Source organism: Fibrobacter sp. UBA3629 (assembly GCF_002374005.1).
Classification (GTDB): Bacteria; Fibrobacterota; Fibrobacteria; order Fibrobacterales; family Fibrobacteraceae; genus Fibrobacter.
Window position 1 is genome coordinate 27973 of record NZ_DFLC01000021.1, and the last position, 15232, is coordinate 43204.

Consider the following 15232-nt stretch of genomic DNA (forward strand, 5'->3'; position numbering starts at 1 on the left):
ACTTGGCAATCTGGAAGTAGCGGTCCATGCCGGCAATCATCAAGAGCTGCTTGTACTGCTGCGGAGACTGCGGGAGGGCGTAGAACTTGCCCGGGTTCACGCGGCTGGGCACCAGGTAGTCACGGGCGCCTTCCGGAGTGGACTTGCAGAGCACCGGGGTCTCGATGTTCTCGAAACCGTTAGCGTAGAAGAAGTCGTATACGGCCTTGAGGAAGCGGCTCTTGAGGAGTAGCTTCTTCTGGATCCACGGACGGCGGAGGTCCAGGTAGCGGTACTGCAGGCGTAGGTCGTCGTTTTCCTTGCACTCTTCGTTCGGGTCGTTGATGGCCAAGGGGGAGGTGAGGGCCGCGTTCAAAATTTCAATCTGGTCGATCTTGACTTCGATTTCGCCGGTAGCGAGCTTCTCGTTGGCGTTGCCCTCTTCGCGGGCGTATACCTTGCCGGTCACCGTAATCACGTATTCGTTGCGGAGCTGTTCGGCGGTCTTCATCACGTCGGCATTGTAGTCCGGGTTGAAGACGATCTGGGTCTTGCCATACTTGTCGCGGAGGTCCACAAAAATCACACCACCATGGTCGCGGCGGCGATCCACCCAACCGGCGAGTGTTACAGTCTGGCCAACATCTGCCTTGCGCAGCTGGCCGCAGTTATGAGTACGTTTCATGTTAGTATCCTTGGATAGTTTTTTTTCGGGTGTAAATATAGCAAAAGAGTTTGGGGCGAGTGAGGCGTAAAAACAAGGAAAAAGTGTAGAACAAGCGGGTCCGATATGATGAATTCTGGATGTTTCCCCCTGTGAACAGAAAAATGGGAGAAACTCCCGCTTTTGTCGTCATAATCTTGTATTTTTAAGCAAAAAACATAAGGATGGAATATGGAAAATTTCAATTTCTACAGCCCGACGGAATTTGTATTTGGTATGAACCGCGAAAACGAGTGCGGTGCGCTTGTCAAGAAGTTTGGCGGCACGAAGGTGCTGATTCATTACGGTGGCGGTTCTGCCGTGCGTTCGGGACTTATTGACCGCGTGAAAGCGAGCCTTGACGCTGCAGGAATCCCGCATGTGGAACTTGGCGGCGTGAAGCCGAACCCGCACGATTCGCTCGTGTACAAGGGCATTGAGATTGTCCGCCAGAACGGTATTGACTTTATCCTTGCGGTGGGTGGTGGCTCTACGATTGATAGCTCCAAGGCCATTGCCATGGGTGTTCCTTATAAGGGTGATTTCTGGGATTTTTACGAGGGCAAGGCCTCGGCGACATCTGCGCTCCCGATTGGCGTGGTGCAGACGATTGCGGCGGCCGGTTCCGAAGGTAGTGGCGATTCCGTGGTGACTAAGGAAGACGGCATGCTCAAGCGCGGCGCGAGCAGCGAGCACATTCGCCCGAAGTTTGCGGTGCAGAATCCGGCGCTCCTTTGCACGCTGCCTGCCTACCAGACGGCCTGCGGCATTACCGACATCATGGCGCACGTCTTTGAACGCTATTTCACGAACACGCTCGAAGTGGAAATTACCGACCGCCTGTGCGAAGCGGTGCTCCTCACGATGGTGAAGGAGGGCCCGCGCGCCATTGCCGACCCCGCCAACTATCAGGTGCGTGCAAACATCATGTGGGCGGGGACGGTAGCCCACAACGGTGTTGTGGGCTGCGGGCGCAGTCAGGACTGGAACAGCCACGCCATCGAACATGAGCTTTCGGCGCTTTACGACTGCGCCCATGGCGCGGGCCTTGCGGTCATCATGCCCGCTTGGATGGAATACGTGGTGGACCACAACGTAATGCGTTTTGCGCAGATGGCGACGCGTGTGTTCGGCTGTCAAATGAACTTTGAAAATCCGAAGGCCACCGCACTCGAAGGCATCAAGGCTTTCCGGCGCTTCCTACATTCTATCGGTATGCCCATCAACTTCGCTGAACTTGGCGCGAAGGAAGAGGACATCCCGAAGATGGTGGAAAAGCTGAATCCGGGCGACGGCTGGGGATTCGTGCCGCTCAAGGCAAAGGACGTGACCGCGATTTACACCATCGCCGCCCACGCCTCTCTTGATTGACCCGCAAAGAAAAATATTTAGTCGCTACTTTTAATATTTAGGACGAAAATTTTAAGCGAAAGTTAATCGCATTTCTTGAAGAAGCAGCTTCTCGCTCCCGTGTGGCAAGCCACTTGCGGACCCTGCATGCGGACTTTGAAGAGCAATGCGTCAGAGTCGCAGTCGGCGGCCCATTCAACGACCGTCATCACGTTTCCGCTGGTGTCGCCCTTGTGCCAGTATTCCTTGCGGCTGCGGCTCCAGAATACCATCTCGCCGCATTCGTGTGTGCGGCGGAGCGCTTCCTCGTTCATCCAGGCCATCATCAGAACGTCGCCCTTGTCGGCGTCCTGCACGATTGCCGGAGCAAGTGCAACACCGTCCACTTCGACTTCGAACTTGATTTCTTTAATCAGGTCTTCGAATTTCATGATTACGCCCTCACTTGGCCGTTGCCGCGCAGAACCCACTTGTAGGTGCAGAGGCTTTCTACGCCCATCGGGCCACGAGCATGGAGTTTGTCGGTCGAAATTCCCACTTCGGCACCAAGCCCGTATTCGCCACCGTCTGCAAAGCGGGTGCTGGCGTTCACCATCACGCTGCTGCTGTCCACGTTGGCGACAAAGTAATCCTGCACGCTTGCATCTTCGGCGACCACCGCTTCGGTGTGGCGGCTGCTGTTCGCTTCGATGTGGTCGCAGGCCTCGGCCACGTTGTCCACGAACTTGACGCTGGCCTTGAGGGCCAGGTATTCGTGGTGGTAATTGCTGTCATCGCCGATGTCCTTGATACGGCTGTCGTGGCTCTGGGCGTCCTTATTGCCGAAGAGTTCCACGCCACGGTCGGCGAGGCAATCCAGGAGTTTCTTGACGTTGGCGTCATCGATATGGCGGTCGATAATCACGCATTCCATCGCGTTGCACACGCCGGTGCGCTGCGTCTTCGCGTTGATGAGGATGTTCACCGCCTTTTCGATGTCGGCGGACTTGTCCACGTACACGTGGCAGATGCCGTTGAAGTGCTTGATCACGGGAATCTTGCTCTGGTCGACCACGGCGCGGATCAGGCGTTCGCCGCCGCGGGGAATCACGAGGTCGATGCAGTCGCTGCGCTGCAACAGCATGCCCACCAAATCGTGGCTCGTTTCGGTCACGAGCTGCACGGCGTCTTGGTCGATGCCTTCTTCGGCGAGAGCTTCGTGGAAAATGCCCGCGAGGCACTTGGCGGAATTCAGCGATTCCTTGCCACCGCGCAAAATCACGGCATTGCCCGCCTTAAAGCAGAGGCATGCGCCATCGATGGTCACGTTCGGGCGGCTTTCGAAAATGAAAAATACGGCGCCGATAGGCACGGCCACGCGGCTAATCTTGATTCCGTTCTTCAGTTCGCGACTTTCCAGCACCCGGTTCAGCGGGTCTGCGAAGGCGGCGATTTCTTCGGCGCCCTTGGCCATCGCTTCGATGCGGGCGTCGTTCAAAGTCAGACGGTCCATCTTGGCGTCGTCGAGCTTGCCGGCGGCAGCTTCGAGGTCAAGCTTGTTTGCCGCAAGGATTTCCGGCTTTTTCTCGCGGAGCATTTTTGCCACGAGGTTGAGCACGGTACTCCGCTTTTCTCCGGAGAGCGTGCGCAGGTTCTTGCTTGCTTTCTTGGCGTTCTGGGCCAGAAGATTTGAATATTCGTCCAAGTTGGAATAATTTTTCAGCATATTTTTAATATAGAAACTTGATTTTAGTCACGCTTTTGTGTATTTTACTAATACAGGTTTGTTTTTACCCGCGACAAGGTCTTGTAGTCGCCGGTATCGGACTTGGGTGTATAGACCCAGTGCGTTTCTCTCCGCACTGGGTCCTTTTTTGATGCTTTTTACGACTAGAGCTGGCTTACAATGGCCGTGAACAAGGCGTCGGCGAGGGCATTCGTCTCGAGGCCTTCGAACACGCTGAACTGATTGAAAACAATCTGTCCTGCACCGAACGGCAATTTCTGCAGGTCGACTCCCGTCTTGATTTCACCGTCCTTGATGCTTACGGAACGAGCGTATACGGTTGCACCCGGCAGTTCGTTCAGCGAAAGTCCCGGCATCACGGCTGCAGCATTGTGGTCTAGCACGCTCTTGTTCCCGAAAACGGGGAGGAGCGCCGAATCCTTGGGGAGGTAGTGCAGACTCGTGCCGTTGGCTCCCGTGCTCCAGTGCGCTTCGATAGTAAAGTCGAAATTATGGCTCTGGTTCAAGAAGTCGATATCTTCGGGGGTCATGTCCGATAGCAATAGTGTCTTTCCGCCGTTCTTGGTGACATCGACAATCTTGTTCAGGATTTCATCGGGCCAGGAACTGAGGTTCGCTGTGAAGATGATCTTTTCCGGACCGCTGAGGGCTGCGAGAGCGTCGCTGGATTCTTCACTGTTGTCGAGGAAGCAAACCTTGCTCATGGCGCTCTTCACGTCGGCCTGCTCAATGACAATGAGGTCTTCGGCAGAGGAGTTGATTTCCTTGCCGTTGTCCTTGAGCGAAATGCGGATTTCGTATTTACCGGTCTTGCGCGGAACCATCAGCGTGCAGATGCCAAGCTGGGTGAGGCTTGTCTTGCCGGCGGGTTCCTCCGGTGTCAGGCTCTGTGAGGCTAGCGACTTGCCGCTCTCGTCCACGAGGTTCACGTCGACGGAGACATTCTCGAAGCGGTCGTTGTTCAGGAGTGTGAGCTGGAAGCTGACCTCGCTCTGCGGTGCGACCACGTGTTCCAGTTCGCTGACCAGGACACGGCTCCTTGTCGTAATCGCCTTGCAGAAGGATTCGATGCCCTTGCTCTTGCGGTTTTCGTCGCAGATGCCGCTGAAATCGACTCCGTAGTCGGCCCACTGGCTAAGGAAGAATCCCGAAATTTGAGGATTGCTCTGGAATGCGGTAATCTGGTCGAGCTTGCTCTTGGTTGCGATGCTGTTTGCATCCTTGATGAATGAATCGACGCTATCCCAAACGGAAAGACCGGATTCCTTGACGAAAGACTCGAGCAGCTTGTAGAAGTTCTTGACTGCCTTCTGGTTCTTGATGCCACGGGGACCCTTGATATTGGTCGCGCTCTTCGGGAGGAGAGTGTGGTTCTTGAGTGTCACGAGCATCTTGTTTTCGATTTCCGTGGCGTTTTCGTCTTCGTCCTGGAAATGGCTGTCGCCGAGTCCAGAATCCGGGACCATCAGTTCTTCCTCGTCCTTGTTGAAGCAGTGGGCGAGGTAGTGCGAGTAAGCGGCGTTCGGGTTCATCTTCGGATTTACGGCGAGTGTCGCAAACTGCGAGATGCGGTCGACGGAAACAGGAAGCAGCTTGCCGATGTCCTTGTGGAAATTACCTTCGTTGTCGATGTAGATGCTGTCCAGGTTGCTGATGGCCGGACGCGTCATGTCGATGGGGCTGATGGCGTTCAGCAATTTGTTGCCGTTCTGCAGCATGAAGGTCCCGTTTTCGGAGCCCATGACCCATGCGACGATACACGGATGGTGGTGCTGTTCCTTGACAATGTCGCTGATAAGCTTCTTGGCGTATTCAAGTCCGCTGGGGGTCGACTTCATGGTGTGGATGGGGAATTCCTGGAACACCAGAAGGCCGATGGTATCGCATATGTCGAGGGCTTCCGTGCTGAGAGGCGCGCCGCAGCTGCGGATGGTGTTGAAGCCTGCGTCTTTTACGGCCTGAAGGTCCTTCTTGAGGTTCGGGTTGTCGGTCGTCCAGAGCCCGCCTTCGCTCCACTGCTGGTTGTAGCAGACGCCCTGGATTTTCACGATGGAATCATTCAGGTAGAAGTCGCCCTTGAGGCAGTCAAACTTACGGAAGCTGAAGGTGCGCATGACGGGGAAAGAGTATTCCGGGTCCTTGCCCTTGCCGCCCTTGATTTCCATCTGGACTTCGACGGCGAACATGTTGGGGTGGTCCGGGCTCCAGACGCACTTGCTGCGGTTGAAGTCCTTGATGCCGAGCACGATGCGCAGCGTCGCGTTTTCCTTGTCGAGTTTGGGACTGTCCTTGAACCATTCGTAGACGTCGCCGTTCGGGTTCCTCATGAGGATGCGGAGGCGTGTGTTGAAACCGCGGGGGTTGTTGAAGCTGATTTCAAGCGCTACGCGTTCCTGGTCCATGTCGGGCTCGACATGGAGGTCGGAAATGAAAGCGGCGTTTCCAAGGATGAGGTCCACGTGTCCGAAGATACCGCCGAAGGGGTACTGGTTCCAGGGGAGGCCGACGGGCATTTCGCCGGGGTGGGCAAAGCGGTCGTTCGCGCCTTCGTGGGTTTCGCGGCCGAAGTCAATACGGCTGTTGGCTGCACCCATGTTCGCGACGCGGATGCAGAGGATGTTTTCTTCGCCGAGCTTGATGGCCTTTTGCGTTTCGAGGACAAAGGGGGTGTAGGCGCCGAAGTGGTCGCCGAGGAGCTTGCCGTTGAGCCATACGGTCGCGTGAGTCGCGATGCGTTCGAACCTAAGGAATATGCGCTTGGTGACCTGCTTTTCGTCGTCGATAGTGAATCTCTTGAAATAGAAAGCGCAGTCCTGCGACATCAGAAGCTTTTCGAATGACCTTTCCCAGATATGCGGAACGGTTACGGTCTCCGTGTCTTCGGGATAGGTGGCGTACCAGCGGTTGGAAATACCGGAATCTTCAGTGTCCCATTTCATCTGCCAGTCGCCGTCAAGGCTCATAATCTTGTTCATTCGGGTGTCCTTTATGAAAATTTCGTGGAAAATTTAGAAAAAATTGGCCGATAGGGGGTCAAATCCCTTTACAATTCCTTGAATTTTGCTACATTTGGAGTCCCAATAGCAACCAAAAAGGATTACAAAAATGTATTCTATTGTTGAAACAGGTGGTTTCCAGTATAAAGTCGAGCTGGGCAAGGCCTACAAGGTCCCCACTCTTGACGCCGCTGTTGGTTCCGAACTGGAGCTCAAGTCCGTTCTTCTTTTCGCAGGAAAAGAAGTGCAAATCGGCACCCCTGTCCTGAACGACGCCTCCGTGAAGGTCGAAGTGCTTGCCCACGGCAAGTACGACACCGTCATCGTTTTCAAGAAGAAGCGTCGCACCCGTTACGAACGCCGTAACGGTCATCGTCAGGGCTATACCGAGGTGCTGGTTACGGAACTTCGCTCCGGCGCAGAATCCGCAAAGGTCGATTCCAAGGTGATTGAACGCAACCGCGCTCGCGTGGCCGCGCTCGCCAAGCAGAAGGAGCAGGTCAAGCCCCTTACTCGCAAGGAAAAGATTGCCCAGGGTATCGCAAAGCCCGCCAAGGTCAAGAAGAACTCTCTGCGCAAGGCTAAGGAGGCTTAATCCATGGCACATAAGAAAGGTCAAGGTTCAGTACGTAACGGCCGCGACAGTAACGCCAAATACCTTGGTGTTAAGAAGTACGCGGGCGAAACCGTCAAGGCTGGCAACATCATCGTTCGTCAGCGCGGTTCTCACTTCCACAGTGGCGTGAACGTGGGCATGGGCAAGGATTTCACCTTGTTCTCTCTCGTCGATGGCAAGGTGAAGTTTGAACGCCTCGATGCTAAGCGTCAGAAGGTCTCCGTCTATCCGGAAGAAGCCTAATCTGATCTAGAATCGGAATTGAAAAACCGGACGCAATCGCGTCCGGTTTTTCGTTGTTTCTGGAGGTGAGGGGAGTCGAACCCCTGTCCAAAATCACGTCCATGTCCATTCCTACAAGCTTTCCCTTCGTATTTAAGGTCTCGCCTTGTCCACGCCCAAGAAGGTCGGTGCAGATTTCGGCCAGCCTAGTGAATCTCGGACTCTAGCCCCAGGCATGCGAGAATCCTATCCCATATTTCGTCCGGACGTTCATCCCGATGGGAGCGGAATGAGGCCCGGCGTTGCCGCTAATTAGGCAGCGAGTGCGTAGTTTTCGTCAGCACTTATTTTTTTTCAGACTTTTTTACGAGTGCCCTCGTCTGAGACCTCGGCTTGCAACTAACACTTCGGTAACCCTGTCGAAACCAGATCACCCCCGGTGTATTTCCCAAATATACAAATTTATCGTCAAAAAGGGAAGATTTGTAAAGTTCCATCTTTAATCGCTCAAAAAAGGCGGTATTTATATATATTTATACACGAAAAAATGATTTCGGAGAAAAGAAGTATGAATTTAGCGAATGCGAAGCCGGGTTTCTTTGTCCAAGGGCGCTACCTTTACAGCAAGGACAACGAGAAGGTGGTTCTGCGCGGAATCAACCACATGTTCATTTGGACTGACCGCGAAGGCAAGACCATTCCCGAAATAGCAAAGACCGGCGCGAACTGCGTCCGCATTGTCTGGAACACGCGTGGTCGCGTGAGCGATCTCGATACGATTGTGGGCCTCAGTATCGCAAACAACATGATCCCGATTGTCGAAATTCACGACACGACGGGCAACTGGGACCGCCTGACGGAGGCTCTCGACTTCTGGCTCCGCGACGAGACGTTACAGATGATCTCGAACCATCAGGAATACCTGATCTTGAATGTCGGCAACGAACCGGGCTCGCATGAAGTCGAATCCGAGGAATTCTTCTCTGCGTACAATATCATCGTGACGCGCATGAGGGCGGCTGGAATCCGCATTCCCATCATGATCGATGCCGATTACTGGGGCCAGAACGAAAAGAACCTGCTTTCCGTTGGGCCGCGCCTGTTGCAGGCGGATCCGGAACACAACCTTATTTTCTCTATCCATATGTGGTGGCCCAGCGAACGCCACGATGCCAAGGCGACTGGCTTTGCTACGGTCCAAGATCGCATCACGGCTTGCCTCGAAAAGTCCGTCGAGATTGATCTGCCGCTGGTGGTGGGCGAGTTTGCCCCGATTGCGGCGGGAGACGTCAAGGCGATTCCTTACAAGCATATCATGTCCGAATGCGAACGCCTGAATATCGGCTGGCTCTGCTGGAGCTGGGGCCCGGGCAACTTCGACAGCACCGAGATGGACATGACCGAGCACGGCTCGTACAACACGCTCGTGGGCTGGGGTCGGGAGGTGGCCGTGGATAGCCCGCTCGGAATCCAGAATACGAGCGTCATTCCGATGTTCATCCAGAACAAGGACTATACAACGGGCTCCCTTGGCGGTGGTGCGAACATCATCGAGAACGGGGACTTCTCTGCGGAAAATCCGCTCGATTGCTGGACTACCGACTTCTGGGGCGGCAAGGCGAACGTCCGTGTGGAAAATGGAGAAGTGCATTTCGATATCGAGCAGGCGGGCAAGGAGACCTGGGGCCTCCAGTTCAAACAACACCTGACCTTGCGCAACGGCGTCACCTATATATTCAGCATGCGCGCGAAGGCGGCTAAGCCCCGCACCTTGAATGTGAATATCAAGCGCGATTCCGAGGAATATACCCCCTATGCCAACGGCCGTATACTCGACTTGAGTACGAGCTGGCAGAACTTCAGCTGGAAGTTTACCATGAAGGAGGACACCGACCCCGATGCGCTCCTGATTTTCGACATGGGCGGTACCCCGATCTCGTGGACGCTCGCCGACATCAGCCTGGTGCAGGCCCGCAGCGTGGCTGACCGCTTGAACCGTACCTTCCAGCGCAACGTGCAGAAGAACTCCGGCTACTTCAACGCCCCGAACGGGCCTTGGGAACTCCACCTTTACAACGCCCAGGGCGAGCTCGAGGAAGTCCTCGACCGCGGCAAAGGCGGGGAAGGAATGCGCAGCTACCCGAAAATCGAGAAGGGCGGCATCATGGTCGTAAAAGACGTCCAGGCCTAGTTTCTTGGCTTGTAATTTTTGACGACGGGAATCACCTAAATATTCCTTTTCGCAATATTCTAGTGTGGAATATCATTCGTTTTCGACAAGTGTGTATCATGATTTTTTGCTAAAAAATGGTTGTTTTTTATAAAAATGTCGAATTTTATGTAAATTTTTAATTTTTGTATCATGAATCTATTGCGCGACGCGAAAAAAAGATATATATTCAAAAATGTATGAAACCTGTGATGGAATACCAGAATTTTCGCTTTTTCGTGCGCGACTACTACGCCGAACGGAAGCTCCGTTCCGGCTTTACGTGGCGTGATTTTGCGAAAGCGGCCGGTTATTCCTCCCCGGTTTTCCTCAAGCTTGTTTGTGACGGCAAGACAAACCTGAGCGAAGTCGGCATCGAACGTGTGGCAGAAGCCATGGGCCTTGTCGGCGCTGATCTCAAGTATTTCCGCGCCCTCGTCAACTTCAATCAGGAAAAGGATGCCGCCCAAAAGAAGTCCCTGTTCAAGGAACTTCGCGCTATTGCGAAAGAAAACGCCTTTACGCTGGTGGGCGAGGACCAGTACGATTATTACGAATCGTGGGTGAATCCCGTGGTTCGCGAACTCGCCCCGCAGATGCCGGGAGCCACGCCTTCGCAGATGGCCGACAACATCGCCTTCGACATGCCGACCTCCGAGGTCAAGAAATCCCTGGCGCTGCTTCAGAAGGTAGGGCTCCTGAACAAGGATTCCGACGGGAATTTCGAACAGTCCTCTAAGGGAATTTCGACCGGCAACATCGAGGTGGCTAGCCTTTCCGTTCGCGAGATGCACCGCCAGATGGGGGAACTCGCTGTCCGTGCGCTTGACGAAGTGCCCGTGCGCGAACGCGACATTTCGGGCCTCACGCTGGGGATTTCCGAGGATGCTTTCTATCGCATCTCGAAAGAGATTGAAGATTTCCGCCGTCGCGTGGCCGCTATCGTAATGCAGGACCGCGGTGACGAACGTGTCTATAGGCTGAACGTGCAACTGTTCCCCCTGACCAAGGAAATCAAGAAGGGGGTGGAAAATGTTTAGGAGAACCTATCTTGGATTGTTCGCTTTCGCCTTGATGTGTGCGGGATTCGTCGGTATTTCGACTGTCGGCTGCTCTGACGGAAGAATTTCCGGAGGCGTGAGCGAAGAGACGAACACCGTCGCTGGAATACTTGTGGACGGTTCGGGCAAGGCGGTTGCCGGCGTTCCCGTGTGCGCGATGCACTTCACGGTCGATTCGATCGTTTTCAACGATACGACGGATAGCGATGGCAAGTTCGGATTCCCGTTGATGAAGCGTGGACAGTATGGCGTCAGCGCACGTCGCGATTCCATGTCCTATTATGAATCCGTTGATTTCGAAGGATCGGAAATCGAAATTGCCGCAAAGCTTCAAAAGACGGGAGTTGTGGAAGGCAATTTCCACTTGAGGCTCGATACGGTGTCAGCCGGAATCAAGATTGGAATTCCGGGATCCCCGTGGCAGACGGAGACGGATAAAGACGGTTCCTTCGAATTGAAAAATGTGCCGCTTGGTGTTCAGCCGCTATTGGCGAAATCTCCGGATCCGATTCATTTCCAGGATGCCATCTACGTGGTGAGCGTGGGCAAGAAGTCGTCCAAGTTCCGTGGGCCGATTCCGACAGGACTGTTTGAAATCTTCGCTTCGAAGGCTACCGAAAGCGAGAGCGAACCCTCGCACAGTACCGACACGTCTAAATCCGCCGGCGAACCTTTCAATGGCAATGATTCCTCGCTAGTGGGGGCTTTGCCGACAACTTCTTCGGACGAAATAGTGCGTGATGCCGACGTGGTTGCCTCCAAGAGCCTCCAGTTCCCGCTTTCTCCGGAGTTCGGGCTTCGCAGCTGGTGGTCGATGGATTTCTTGAGCGAAGTGGCGAAAGACACGAAAAAGGTGGGCGATGCGCGCGGCTGGACGGAAGGAATCCTCCTCTATGGAGTTGATTCGCTAGAAAATGGCCCTTCGCAGAAGGCCCTTCCGCTCTATGGAGCCGATGAATTCGGTGTTATCGAGAATGACCGGGGCATACTGGACAGCGCAACCGCGTTGACGTTCGAGGCCTGGATTTACCTGTCTAAGCTCAAATCCGGTGAGTATCGCAAGAACATCGTTGGAAAGCTTGGTTTCGGCTCGCCCGAAGACAAGGACGTGTTCAGTATCGCCGTGCTGGATGGGGAATGCGGACGCGAGGACATTTCTCTTGGGTTCTTTATCGCGGATGGTTCTTCGAGCGGCTTTGAATGCAGCGATGCGGTGTTCTCGACTTACGAAAACTTTGACAAGTGGGTGTATGTGACGGCAGTATGGGATGGGAAAACTTCTTCGCTCTACATCAACGGAAATCTCGCTTCGCAGAAGAAGGTGTCTGTTGAACGCATCGGAGTTTCTTCTGAACCGATTTTCTTCGGTAAGGAATCCATGGATATCAAACTGGACGATGTGCGGCTGAGCACCACGGCGATTACCGCGTCGGATGTGCTTTACCGCTACTATCTCAAGGGAGGTGCAATATGATGGCCGAAAACGAAAACAATCTCGATATCGCGCGCTTCGAGGTCAACCAGAGCGGGCGAATTCTCTCGGGCAACAAACGGTTCTGCCGTATGTTCGGGTTCTCCGAATCCGAAGTTGTGTGGCACTACATCACCGATTGTTACCGCTATCATGGTGACTGGGAAATGTTCAGCAGCTGCGAAAACCTTTCCCAGACGAAGTTTATCTTCCGCATGCGTAACCGCAAGGGACGTAGCTTCAAGTGCTGCCTCTCTCGCGAAATCGTCCAGGATGCCGATGGAAAGATTACGTTCCGCAACACGGTCAGCCGTCTTGGCGAACCCGTCTTGGCGAAGGAGCAGGCTCCTGCGGAAGAAACACGGTCTGTGGTGTTCCTTTCCAAGTGCGCCCATTGCGGAGAGCATGTGCGCGTGAATACCCTTACTGAAACCCGCATGCGTGTGCTGTGCGACAATTGTGCCGCGAAGGCCTATCCTGAGGCTTTCAATCTCGCTGCCGCGCAGGTGTAAAAGCATTCTAGACAACTTCGTCCTTCATAGAGTAATCCTTAAAAAGGCCGTGCATCAAATGATGTGCGGCCTTGTTTCTATTGAGCAATAAGGAGGAGTATGCTTATGAAGGTCTAGTATATAAACAACATCTCGCGGTACTTCGGCAGGGGCCACTTCTCGTCGGGGATGACCTTTTCGAGTTTGTCCACCTGCACGCGGAGATCTGCCATCGCTTCGAGAATGTTCTCGTGCTTTTCGCCGAGGGCCTTTTCCATGCGCTCGATTGCAGAGGCGAGGGCCTTGTAGCCTTCTCCCAGCTCCTGGGCGTAGGAATCCACCGCGGCAAAGCCCTGTTCCTTGGCCATGGCGTTGGTCTTGAGGGCAGCGCTGTAGGCGCAGAGCACCTGCGGCAAGATGACGTTCTTCGCGATGTCGTCGGAAATCTTTCCCTCGATGTGGATCTTCTTGTGGTATTCTTCCAGGTTCACTTCGTAGCGGGATTCCAGTTCGCGCTTGTTGAACACGCCGTACTTTTCGAAGAGGGCGACGTTTTCGGTCTTGTTCAGGGCCTGGAGCGCTTCCATGGTGGTGCGGGTGTTGGGGAGGCCGCGCTTGGCTGCTTCTTCCACCCATTCGTCGGTGTAGCCGTTGCCGTTGAAGATAACGCGCTTGTGTTCCTTCACGATCTTCTGCAGCAAGGACTGCAATTCTTCATGGAACTTGTCGGCCGGAACCTTTTCGAGCTTGTCGGCGATGATGTCGAAAGCTTCGGCAACAATCGTGTTCAAGATGACGTTCGGTTCGGAGCAGCTCTGGCTAGAACCCGGAGCGCGGAATTCGAACTTGTTGCCGGTGAAGGCGAACGGCGAAGTACGGTTACGGTCGGTGGCGTCGCGCGGGAGAGGCGGCAGCGTGTCGGAACCGAGCTTCATGACGCCAGCCTGCTTGCTGGACTTCGGGTCACCCTTTTCGAGCTGGTCGATGACGTCGGCAAGCTGGTCGCCGAGGTACATGGAGATGATTGCCGGAGGCGCTTCGTTGGCACCGAGACGGTGGTCGTTGCCTGCGCCCGAAACAGCCATGCGGAGCAGGTCGGCGTGAGTATCCACGGCGTAAATCACGGCGCAGAGCGTAGTGAGGAAGATGGCGTTCTGGTGCGGGTCCTTGCCCGGGTTCAAGAGGTTCGTCTTGCCGTAGTTCACGGACCAGTTGTTATGCTTGCCGGAGCCGTTGATGCCAGCAAACGGCTTTTCGTGCAGCAGGCACACGAGGCCATGACGATCGGCGACCTGGCGGAGCACTTCCATAATCTGCATGTTGTGGTCGCAGGCGAGGTTCACTTCCTCGAACATCGGGGCAAGTTCGAACTGTGCCGGGGCGACTTCGTTGTGGCGGGTCTTCGCCGGAATGCCGAGCTTCCAGAGTTCCTTTTCCACGTCGTTCATGAAGTTCAAGATGCGGGCAGGAATGCTACCAAAGTAATGGTCTTCCATCTGCTGGTGCTTTGCAGGGGCTGCGCCGAACAGCGTACGGCCGGCCTGGTACAGGTCAGGGCGCTGCAGGTAGAAACGCTTGTCGATGAGGAAGTATTCCTGTTCGGCACCGAGGGTGACGGTGACCTTCTGCTGGGCCACGCCGAACATGCCCATGAGGCGGTCGGCGGACTTCTGCAGGGCCTGAATGGAGCGGAGCAGCGGAGTCTTCTTGTCCAAGGCTTCGCCAGTGTAGCTACAGAATGCAGTCGGAATGCAGAGCGTTGCACCGTTGCCATGACGCTTGATGAATGCGGGCGAGGTCGGGTCCCAGGCAGTGTAGCCGCGGGCTTCGAAGGTGGAACGCAGGCCGCCGCTGGGGAAGCTGGACGCGTCCGGTTCGCCCACGATCAGGTTCTTGCCGCTGAAGGCCATGATGGCCTTGCCGTTTTCGGGTTCCAGGAAGGAGTCGTGCTTTTCGGCGGTGGAACCGGTGAGGGGCTGGAACCAGTGCGTGAAGTGGGTGGCGCCGCGGTCGATGGCCCACTTTTTCATGGCGTGTGCGACTTCGTTCGCGATGCTCGCGTCAAGGGGTGCGCCTTCGTCGATGGTGGCGAACAGTTTCTTGCAGATGTCCTTGGGCAGGTAGGCGCGCATGGCCTCCGCGTTAAAGACGTCCTCGCCGTAAAAGTCGAGACTTGCGGGTGCTGCGGGCATGTTTGCGCCCGCGGCTTCGCTCGCGATTTCCTTGATGGCTTTCAGCCTGTATTCGTTGCTCATGGCAATCTCCTATGATTTTTGATTTCGGTGCCATGGATGCAAAAATTGTGCCAATATGAGTAAAGCGATATTTTTAGCACGGAATCGGTAAAAACGGCCGATTACATTAATTTGATTTTTTCCAGAAAATGAAAGAAAATTTTTTTAATTACA

At 54.7% G+C, this 15232-nt stretch carries 12 protein-coding genes and 1 other RNA gene; 7 read left to right on the forward strand and 6 right to left on the reverse strand.

Annotation, left to right across the window (positions count from 1 at the left end; translation table 11 throughout):
- The coding region (locus tag B2310_RS07230) for an amino acid--tRNA ligase-related protein (RefSeq protein WP_290730026.1) at nt 1-664 on the reverse strand (664 nt) is incomplete at its 3' end.
- A 210-nt stretch (nt 665-874) separates the two neighbouring features.
- Here B2310_RS07230 and B2310_RS07235 point away from each other — a divergent pair.
- Entirely contained in the window at nt 875-2053 is a 1179-nt protein-coding gene (locus B2310_RS07235; RefSeq protein WP_290730028.1) for an iron-containing alcohol dehydrogenase, read from the forward strand.
- A 62-nt stretch (nt 2054-2115) separates the two neighbouring features.
- On the opposite strand, the gene hisI is transcribed toward B2310_RS07235, so the two are convergent.
- From hisI to B2310_RS07250, 3 genes are all read right to left on the reverse strand, one after another.
- Complete coding sequence (hisI, locus tag B2310_RS07240) at nt 2116-2463, reverse strand: phosphoribosyl-AMP cyclohydrolase (protein WP_173365530.1); 348 nt, start codon at nt 2461-2463, stop codon at nt 2116-2118.
- Nucleotides 2464-2465: 2 nt separating this feature from the next.
- Complete coding sequence (locus B2310_RS07245; RefSeq protein WP_290730030.1) at nt 2466-3737, reverse strand: glutamate-5-semialdehyde dehydrogenase; 1272 nt, start codon at nt 3735-3737, stop codon at nt 2466-2468.
- 164 nt (nt 3738-3901) lie between these two features.
- The gene (locus B2310_RS07250; RefSeq protein WP_290730033.1) at nt 3902-6733 is read right to left on the reverse strand and encodes a glycoside hydrolase family 2 protein; all 2832 of its coding nucleotides are present in this window, start codon (nt 6731-6733) and stop codon (nt 3902-3904) included.
- 130 nt (nt 6734-6863) lie between these two features.
- Between B2310_RS07250 and rplU the strand changes: the two genes are divergently transcribed.
- Both rplU and rpmA read left to right on the forward strand, forming a co-directional pair.
- The gene (gene rplU / locus B2310_RS07255) at nt 6864-7349 is read left to right on the forward strand and encodes a 50S ribosomal protein L21 (RefSeq protein ID WP_290727222.1); all 486 of its coding nucleotides are present in this window, start codon (nt 6864-6866) and stop codon (nt 7347-7349) included.
- A 3-nt stretch (nt 7350-7352) separates the two neighbouring features.
- Complete coding sequence (gene rpmA, locus B2310_RS07260; protein WP_163441840.1) at nt 7353-7613, forward strand: 50S ribosomal protein L27; 261 nt, start codon at nt 7353-7355, stop codon at nt 7611-7613.
- Nucleotides 7614-7670: 57 nt separating this feature from the next.
- On the opposite strand, the gene ssrA is transcribed toward rpmA, so the two are convergent.
- Nucleotides 7671-8030, reverse strand: a transfer-messenger RNA (tmRNA) gene (gene ssrA, locus B2310_RS07265).
- Nucleotides 8031-8160: 130 nt separating this feature from the next.
- On the opposite strand from ssrA, the gene B2310_RS07270 reads away from it, so the two are divergent.
- The 4 genes from B2310_RS07270 to B2310_RS07285 all read left to right on the forward strand — a co-directional run bounded on the left by B2310_RS07270 (nt 8161) and on the right by B2310_RS07285 (nt 12845).
- Nucleotides 8161-9783, forward strand: a complete 1623-nt coding sequence (locus tag B2310_RS07270; protein WP_173382820.1) for a cellulase family glycosylhydrolase — start codon at nt 8161-8163, stop codon at nt 9781-9783.
- A gap of 218 nt (nt 9784-10001) precedes the next feature.
- Complete coding sequence (locus B2310_RS07275) at nt 10002-10841, forward strand: TIGR02147 family protein (protein ID WP_173365535.1); 840 nt, start codon at nt 10002-10004, stop codon at nt 10839-10841.
- Nucleotides 10834-12336, forward strand: coding sequence for a LamG-like jellyroll fold domain-containing protein (locus B2310_RS07280; RefSeq protein WP_290730035.1), 1503 nt, complete (start codon nt 10834-10836; stop codon nt 12334-12336). Before B2310_RS07275 ends, B2310_RS07280 begins: the two co-directional genes overlap by 8 nt.
- The gene (locus tag B2310_RS07285; RefSeq protein WP_173382823.1) at nt 12333-12845 is read left to right on the forward strand and encodes a PAS domain-containing protein; all 513 of its coding nucleotides are present in this window, start codon (nt 12333-12335) and stop codon (nt 12843-12845) included. The genes B2310_RS07280 and B2310_RS07285 overlap by 4 nt, the downstream gene beginning before the upstream one ends.
- 113 nt (nt 12846-12958) lie before the next feature.
- Here B2310_RS07285 and B2310_RS07290 read toward each other — a convergent pair whose 3' ends face one another.
- Entirely contained in the window at nt 12959-15079 is a 2121-nt protein-coding gene (locus B2310_RS07290) for a glutamine synthetase III (protein ID WP_290730039.1), read from the reverse strand.
- Nucleotides 15080-15232 lie beyond the last annotated feature (153 nt).

Bases quoted from the DNA above. Each gene is read 5' to 3' on its own strand.
- B2310_RS07250 (WP_290730033.1), bottom strand. From the start codon at position 6,733: ATGAACAAGATTATGAGCCTTGACGGCGACTGGCAGATGAAATGGGAC.
- B2310_RS07245 (WP_290730030.1), bottom strand. From the start codon at position 3,737: ATGCTGAAAAATTATTCCAACTTGGACGAATATTCAAATCTTCTGGCC.
- rpmA (WP_163441840.1), top strand. From the start codon at position 7,353: ATGGCACATAAGAAAGGTCAAGGTTCAGTACGTAACGGCCGCGACAGT.
- B2310_RS07235 (WP_290730028.1), top strand. From the start codon at position 875: ATGGAAAATTTCAATTTCTACAGCCCGACGGAATTTGTATTTGGTATG.
- B2310_RS07270 (WP_173382820.1), top strand. From the start codon at position 8,161: ATGAATTTAGCGAATGCGAAGCCGGGTTTCTTTGTCCAAGGGCGCTAC.
- rplU (WP_290727222.1), top strand. From the start codon at position 6,864: ATGTATTCTATTGTTGAAACAGGTGGTTTCCAGTATAAAGTCGAGCTG.
- B2310_RS07280 (WP_290730035.1), top strand. From the start codon at position 10,834: ATGTTTAGGAGAACCTATCTTGGATTGTTCGCTTTCGCCTTGATGTGT.
- B2310_RS07275 (WP_173365535.1), top strand. From the start codon at position 10,002: ATGAAACCTGTGATGGAATACCAGAATTTTCGCTTTTTCGTGCGCGAC.
- hisI (WP_173365530.1), bottom strand. From the start codon at position 2,463: ATGAAATTCGAAGACCTGATTAAAGAAATCAAGTTCGAAGTCGAAGTG.
- B2310_RS07290 (WP_290730039.1), bottom strand. From the start codon at position 15,079: ATGAGCAACGAATACAGGCTGAAAGCCATCAAGGAAATCGCGAGCGAA.
- B2310_RS07285 (WP_173382823.1), top strand. From the start codon at position 12,333: ATGATGGCCGAAAACGAAAACAATCTCGATATCGCGCGCTTCGAGGTC.